Source organism: Candidatus Limnocylindrales bacterium, from assembly GCA_035626395.1.
Taxonomy (GTDB): domain Bacteria; phylum Desulfobacterota; class Binatia; order UBA1149; family CAITLU01; genus DASPNH01.
In genome coordinates this window covers 22,183-28,450 of the sequence record DASPNR010000006.1, presented here as the reverse complement: position 1 = coordinate 28,450, position 6,268 = coordinate 22,183, and the positions used below count along the sequence as shown (strand labels likewise).

Below are 6,268 nucleotides of genomic sequence, written 5' to 3'. Positions count from 1 at the left end.
CGGCCGTGATGCGGGTGCCGGCCAGCGGCAGGCGCACGAAGCGGCTGGAGACGTCGTCACGAATGGCAGCGGAGACCTCGATCATCGAGGCGAACATAGTACGAAAACACTGCGCCTGGCAAGTGAGCGGAAGGCTTTTTTTATGCTGTTTCCGTTATTTTTGACGGACGCCAGGTCCACCGTCGCGGCGCGCCCGACCCCTCGCCTACCGCAGCGCCGAAATGAGCCGACGTGGCGGCGCGGAACGCCGCCGCAGCCCCTCCCCTCACACCGTCACCCGAACCCGCTTGTCCTCCTGCTCGAACCGCACGCGTCGCTCCAGAAATTGCTCGATGACATCGGCATTCGTCGTGGCGTGAAGCGACGCGCACTGGGCCGTGAAGCCGCCTCCGCCGGCGATCGCCATCGGCAGAAGAAGCTGATCGGTGAGAAACTCGCACGCGACGGCGTCGCTGGCGACGTATCGCTGCATCTGCTCGACGGCGTCGGCGGCAACGTCCTCGGCACGCACCCCTCGCTCACCGAATGCCGTGAACACCTCCGTGACGTGCTCGTATGCGAGCTCGATCGAAATCACGTTGCCCGCACTGATCGAATTCGTAAGCTCGGCCGCGACGAGATGCTCCGTCGGCCAGCCGGTTCGTCCTTCGATCGTCGCAAGCTCGCGCTCGGCGATCAGCAGCGGAAGCTTGGCGACTTCGGCAAATGCGCACGCAGTCCGCTGTCGGCCGCGTTCGAGCGCGTCGATTGGAGTGAGGCGCGCGACCGGCTCGATGCGCATCCGTAGAACGCCGCCACCGGCAGGATAGAAACCCGGCCGCACCAGCTCGACATGCACGCGTGCGCCCATCGCGGACAGAAGCGGCAGAAACGTCCGCTCGAGGAAGCGGAACGGCGGCGCGTGCGGATTGTGCGTTCCACCGATGAACTCGACGTCCGAGGGAGCCGAAGCAAGCAGCAGCGGCACGAGCACCGTCTGCAGCACCAGCGTGGTGCTGCCGGCCGAGCCGATGTCGAAGCGGTAGCTGCCGCCAGCCACGGCGCGCGGATGGAAGGCAAGAGTCTGCGATCCGAGGACGGCTCCTTCGACGTCGGCGCTTCCCACGGCCGCCGCCGCGCGGACTGCCGTCAGATGCTGCCGCAACAGCCCGGGCTTGCTGCGGCGCGCACGGATCCGCTCGATGCGAAACGGCACGCCCAGCATCAGCGACAGCGCAAGAGAGGAGCGAAGAATCTGGCCGCCGCCTTCGCCGTGAGAGCCGTCGATCACCAGCATGCTCTCACCTGCGCTCGATGATGCCGCTGCCAGTGCACGAAACCGCCGCGGCGATCTCAGGGCTCCGCAGCATCCTTGCCCGTCAGGAACCAGCGCAGGGCCCGGCCCGGCTCGGGCTCCTTGATGAGATTCTCACCGATCAGGAACGCATTGACGCCGAGCTGCTCCATCTGCCCGAGCTCGTGCGGATGACGAAAGCCGCTTTCCGAGACCAGCGTCACCTCCTCGGGCGCCACCGGAATGAGCTGCCGCGTGACATTGAGCGACGTATCGAACGTGCGCAGGTTGCGGTTGTTGATGCCGAGGAGCATCGCTCCCGCATCGACGGCGCGGCGCATTTCGGTTTCGTCGTGCACCTCCACCAGGACGTCGAGGCCTTCACGGCCGGCGCTGTGCAGCAGCGATACCAGCACATCCTGTTCGAGCGCCGCCACGATCAGCAGAATGCAGTCGGCGCCGTGCGCGCGCGCCTCGACGACTTGATACTCGTCGATGGTGAAATCCTTGCGCAGCAGCGGAATAGTCGTCACTGCTCGCACGGCTTCGAGATCGGAGAGGCTGCCCTGGAAGTACGGCGTGTCGGTGAGGACCGAGATGCAGCGGGCGCCAGCGTCTTCGTACTGGCGCGCGTGCGTCACTGGATCGAAGTCGGCGCGAATGACGCCCCTGGACGGCGAGGCCTTCTTGATCTCGGCGATGATTGCGCGTCCCGCGCCTTCGCGGGCGAGCGCGGCAGCGAAGCCGCGGCGCGGCTCCTCGTAGAGCGGTCGCGCGCGCAGCTCCTCGATCGGCCTGCGCCGGCGTGCTGCGGCGACCTCGTCGCGTTTGGCCTCCAGGATCTCGTCGAGAATCATCGCTTCGTTCCGCGCCGGCCGCGGCACCTCAGCATGGACGCGCCTGCGGCGCACCCTGCCGCAGCGCCGCATCATCCGCGGCACGCAACGTCCGCCTGTCGAAAGAAACATGCGGCTTCACTGTTCGGCCCTGCTCTCGCGCACGAAGCTCTCCAGCACCTGCAGCGGCTTTCCGGTCTGCAGCACGCGGCGCGCGTGCGTCACCGCCGCATAGAGCGAATCGGCCAGGCCGCCGACGTAGATCGCGGCGGCGCCGTTGAGCAGCGCCGCATCGGCGTAGGCGCTCGGCTTGCCGGCAAGGACCTCGCGCAGCATCTGCGCGTTGTGCGCGGCGTCGCCGCCGATGAGGTCGTCGGGCCTGCAGCGGGCGATGCCGAAGCTCTCGGGCGTGATCTCGCAGGGAGTGATCTTGCCGCGGCGCAGCTCCACGGCCTTGGTCTGTCCGGCGGCGGTGATCTCGTCGCTGCCGTCGCAGCCGTGAACGACCAGGGCGTGCTCGGTGCCGAGCTCGCGCAGGACCTCGGCGACGTTGTGCATGCACGTATCGGAGAACACCCCGAGCACCTGCCGTTTGGCGCCGGCCGGGTTGCACAGAGGGCCCGCCAGGTTGAAGGCCGTGCGGATGCCGATCTCCTTGCGCGCCGGAGCGACGTTGCGGCCGGAGGGATGGTAGAGCGGCGCCAGCAGGAACGTGACGCCGCAGCGGTCCAGGCAGCGGCGGGCATGCTCGGGCGCCAGCTCGACGTTGGCGCCGGCGGCCTCGAGCACGTCGGCGGTGCCGACCTTGCCCGACATCGCGCGGTTGCCGTGCTTGGCGACCTTGGCGCCGGCGGCGGCCGCGATGAAGGCGGCAGCCGTCGAGACGTTGTAGGTGCCGAGGCCGTCGCCGCCGGTGCCGCAGGTATCCACCAGCGTCCCGTCGTACTCGAAGGTCGTGCAGCGCGCGCGCATCGCCCGCACGAGGCCGGTGAGCTCCTCAGCGGTCTCTCCCTTGGTCTGGAGCGCGGCCAGGAAGGCTCCGACCTGGGCGGAGGTGGCCTTGCCGTCCATCAGGATGCCCATGGCTTCTTCGGCCTCGGCTGCCGTCAGGCTGCGGCCTTCCACGAGCTTGCTGAGGTATTCCTTCATTTCTTCGACACCGCGCCCCGGGCGCAATTCCGCGAATGACCGCTGCGGGTGGCCATCATGCGGACTGCTCGATTTCGACCGCGCGGTCCAGGGCCAGCATCATCGCGCGCGCCTTGGCTTCGCACTCGGCCTGCTCGTTCATGGGGACCGAGTCGGCAACGACGCCGGCGCCGGCCTGGACGTAAACCGTCCCGTTCTTGACGAACAACGTGCGGATCGCAATGCAAGTATCGAGATTCCCGAGGAAGTCGACGTACCCCACAGCTCCGCCGTAGACGCCGCGGCGAGACTTCTCCACCTCCTCGATGATCTCCATGGCGCGGACCTTGGGCGCCCCGCTGAGCGTCCCAGCCGGGAAGGTCGCGCGGAACGCATCGAAGCAGTCCCTGCCCGGCGCCAGCGTCCCCGAGACGTGGCTGACGATGTGGTTGACGTGGCTGTAGCGCTCCACGGTGAAGCGCTCGCTCACCTTGACGGTGCCGGTTTCGGCCACGCGCCCGATGTCGTTGCGTCCGAGGTCGACCAGCATGATGTGCTCGGCCTGCTCCTTGGGGTCGGACAGCATCTGGGCCACGAGCGCCTCGTCCTCTTCGGGCGTCGCCCCGCGCCGGATCGTACCGGCAATGGGCCGCACCGCCACCTGGTTGCCCTCGACCTTGACCATGACTTCGGGAGAAGCCCCGACGACGACCTCGTCCTCCAGGTCCAGATAGAACATGTAAGGCGACGGATTGATGGTGCGAAGCGCGCGATAGATCGAGAACGGATGCACGCTCAGCGGCGCGCGGAACCGCTGCGAGATGACGACCTGGAAGATGTCGCCCGCGCGAATGTACTCCAGGCACTTCTCGACCGCGGCGCAGTACTCCTGCGGCGTGTGATTGGAAGCGGGGCGCACGACCTCGCCCTGGTGCGGCGCCGGCAGCGGGATCTCGCCCGTGCGCAGCCGCCGAACCGTGGCTTCGACGCTGGCGACCGCGCGCTCGTACGCCTGCGTCACGTCGTCGCCGGTGCCAACCACGGCCAGGCTGACCACCTTCATGGTATGCGTGACGTTGTCGAACAGGACGAAGTTGTCGGCGATCAGCCCCGCCACGTCGGCCGCGCCGAGATCGTCCTCGGTCGCAACCGGCAGCTTCTCGATGGTGCGCACGAGGTCGTAGCTGAGGTAGCCGACGAAGCCGCCGGCAAAACGCGAAAGCCCTTCGACCTTCGCCTGGTGGAACGGCGCGAGCACGCGGCGCAGCGCTTCGATCGGATCGGCCTCGATCTCCATCCGACCGCCGCCGCGCCGGTGCACCACCGTGACGCCGCCACGCGCCCGTAGCGTCATGAGCGGATCGGTGCCGAGGACGCTGTAGCGTCCCCAGCGGTCGCCGCCCTCGACGCTCTCGAGCAGGAAGCCCTGCCCGCTGCGGTGCAGCTTGAGGAACGCCGACACCGGCGTGTCCAGGTCGGCCGCTACCTCGCGATAGACCGGAATGGTGTTGGACTGCGCGGCCAGGCGGCGGAAGCCCTCGAGGTCGGGAACCACAGGCATGGGAGGTTTTCGCCCAGGAGCCGATCCACTTCCAGCGCCTCGCGCCTGCTGTGGCCGCAGCACGCCGAGCGCGTGACCGCCGGGGACAGCGCGTGGGCGCGGCGCAGCAGATCTCTCAAGCGACGCGCTGCCTCTCGCCCGCCAGCGTCCGGAACGTGATCGAGTAGCGAAGCTCCTTGGTCGGCGAGATCGCGTGCTGCCACCCCCAGCGCGCCACGCCGCGCATCGCGTAGGCGGAGCGCGGCGGCAGGTCGAGCGGAATCGTCAGGTCCCGCCTCCCCTTCTCCGGTGGATACGGACGAAGGCGCATGCGGCACGCGCCGGCCAGGGAGACTCCGGTGATCTTCTCGAAGTCGGGCACGTCGCGGTGCCATCCGAGCTGCGTGCCTGGCTGATACTCGGCGATGAGCGCGTGCGTCAGCTCCTGCGCCGGAATGCCGCTCCACTCGGCGATGCGTTCGCGCAGCGGGTGCAGGAACTCCGGTACCGGCCCGGCCGGGATCAGCTCGTTGCTGCTGAAGTCGTAGCTGCCGCCGAAGCTGACGATGCGGCGCCTGGCCGTGAACTGCTTGTACTGCGCCTCGCGAAACGGGAGCGTGGCCAGCGTCGCCAGCAGCCGTTCCTCCTCGGCGTGGCTGAGGAAGTCGGCCTGGTAGTGGAAGCCGGACGGAAGCGCGGGCGGGACCGAAAAGAGCTCGGCCTGCTTCATTCGGTGCTGACGAAGGCCTGCTCCAGGCCGAGCTCGCGCCGGCAGCGATCGGCCATGGCGCGCGCGTCGCCGAAGCCGCCGTAGCGCCCGACGCGCACCCGATACCAGGAGGTCTGGCCGTCGCTGACGCGCTTGACGTAGGCTTCATACCCGCGAGCCTTGAGCTTCTTGATGAGCGCTTCGGCGTCCGCCTCCTTGCGGGTCGCCAGCACCTGCACCGTGTAGCCCGGCGCGCGCGCCTGACCGTCCTCGGCATCCTCTTCGGCGTCGTCGCGCGCCTCTTCGGCGGGCTCCTCGACGGCCGCATCGGCCTTCTTGCGTGCCTTGGCTGGCACCGCCGGCTCCTGGTCGTCGGCGGCATCATCGGCCATCGGCGTCTCCGCCTCCTGGCCCTTGCGCACCTTGCGCTCGGCCTTCGCATCGTCAGGTGCGGCGACCTCGGCCTTGGCGACGGCGACTGCCTTGGCATCGGCCTCGTCATCCGCCTTGGCCTGCGAGGTCTTGTCCGCGCCGGCGGCCTCCACCGACGCCCCGGCGGGCACGGCCGGACGTGCATACTTGGAGAAGTCGTCCACCGGGATGCGGGCGACTCGATCCTCCTGCGGGGCATGCAGCGCGGCGTTCTTCTTGCCCACGTAGAAGCCGAGGAAAAAGACACAAACCGCCGTGACGACGAAGCTCACCGCCAGCATCGTCATCTCGAAGCCGCTGAACTGCAGTTGCTGTCTGCTACGTCTGGTCGCCATCCGCTCCCTTGGTTC

The 6,268-nt window shown here is 68.4% G+C and carries 6 protein-coding genes; all 6 read right to left on the bottom strand.

Annotation, left to right across the window (positions count from 1 at the left end; genetic code table 11):
• Nucleotides 1–265: 265 nt before the first annotated feature.
• Nucleotides 266–1,276, bottom strand: a complete 1,011-nt coding sequence (rtcA, locus tag VEC57_03360; GenBank protein HYB98152.1) for an RNA 3'-terminal phosphate cyclase — start codon at nucleotides 1,274–1,276, stop codon at nucleotides 266–268.
• 56 nt (nucleotides 1,277–1,332) lie between these two features.
• Nucleotides 1,333–2,130 carry an indole-3-glycerol phosphate synthase TrpC gene (trpC, locus tag VEC57_03355; GenBank protein HYB98151.1) on the bottom strand — a complete coding sequence of 266 codons (798 nt, stop codon included), beginning with the start codon at nucleotides 2,128–2,130 and terminating at the stop codon, nucleotides 1,333–1,335.
• Nucleotides 2,131–2,247: 117 nt separating this feature from the next.
• Entirely contained in the window at nucleotides 2,248–3,258 is a 1,011-nt protein-coding gene (gene trpD, locus VEC57_03350) for an anthranilate phosphoribosyltransferase (GenBank protein HYB98150.1), read from the bottom strand.
• A gap of 55 nt (nucleotides 3,259–3,313) precedes the next feature.
• A complete protein-coding gene (gene trpE, locus VEC57_03345) occupies nucleotides 3,314–4,798 on the bottom strand; it encodes an anthranilate synthase component I (GenBank protein ID HYB98149.1) in 1,485 nt (494 codons plus the stop codon).
• 115 nt (nucleotides 4,799–4,913) lie between these two features.
• The gene (locus VEC57_03340; protein ID HYB98148.1) at nucleotides 4,914–5,507 is read right to left on the bottom strand and encodes an alpha-ketoglutarate-dependent dioxygenase AlkB; all 594 of its coding nucleotides are present in this window, start codon (nucleotides 5,505–5,507) and stop codon (nucleotides 4,914–4,916) included.
• Complete coding sequence (locus VEC57_03335) at nucleotides 5,504–6,253, bottom strand: SPOR domain-containing protein (GenBank protein HYB98147.1); 750 nt, start codon at nucleotides 6,251–6,253, stop codon at nucleotides 5,504–5,506. The genes VEC57_03340 and VEC57_03335 overlap by 4 nt, the downstream gene beginning before the upstream one ends.
• Nucleotides 6,254–6,268: the final 15 nt, after the last annotated feature.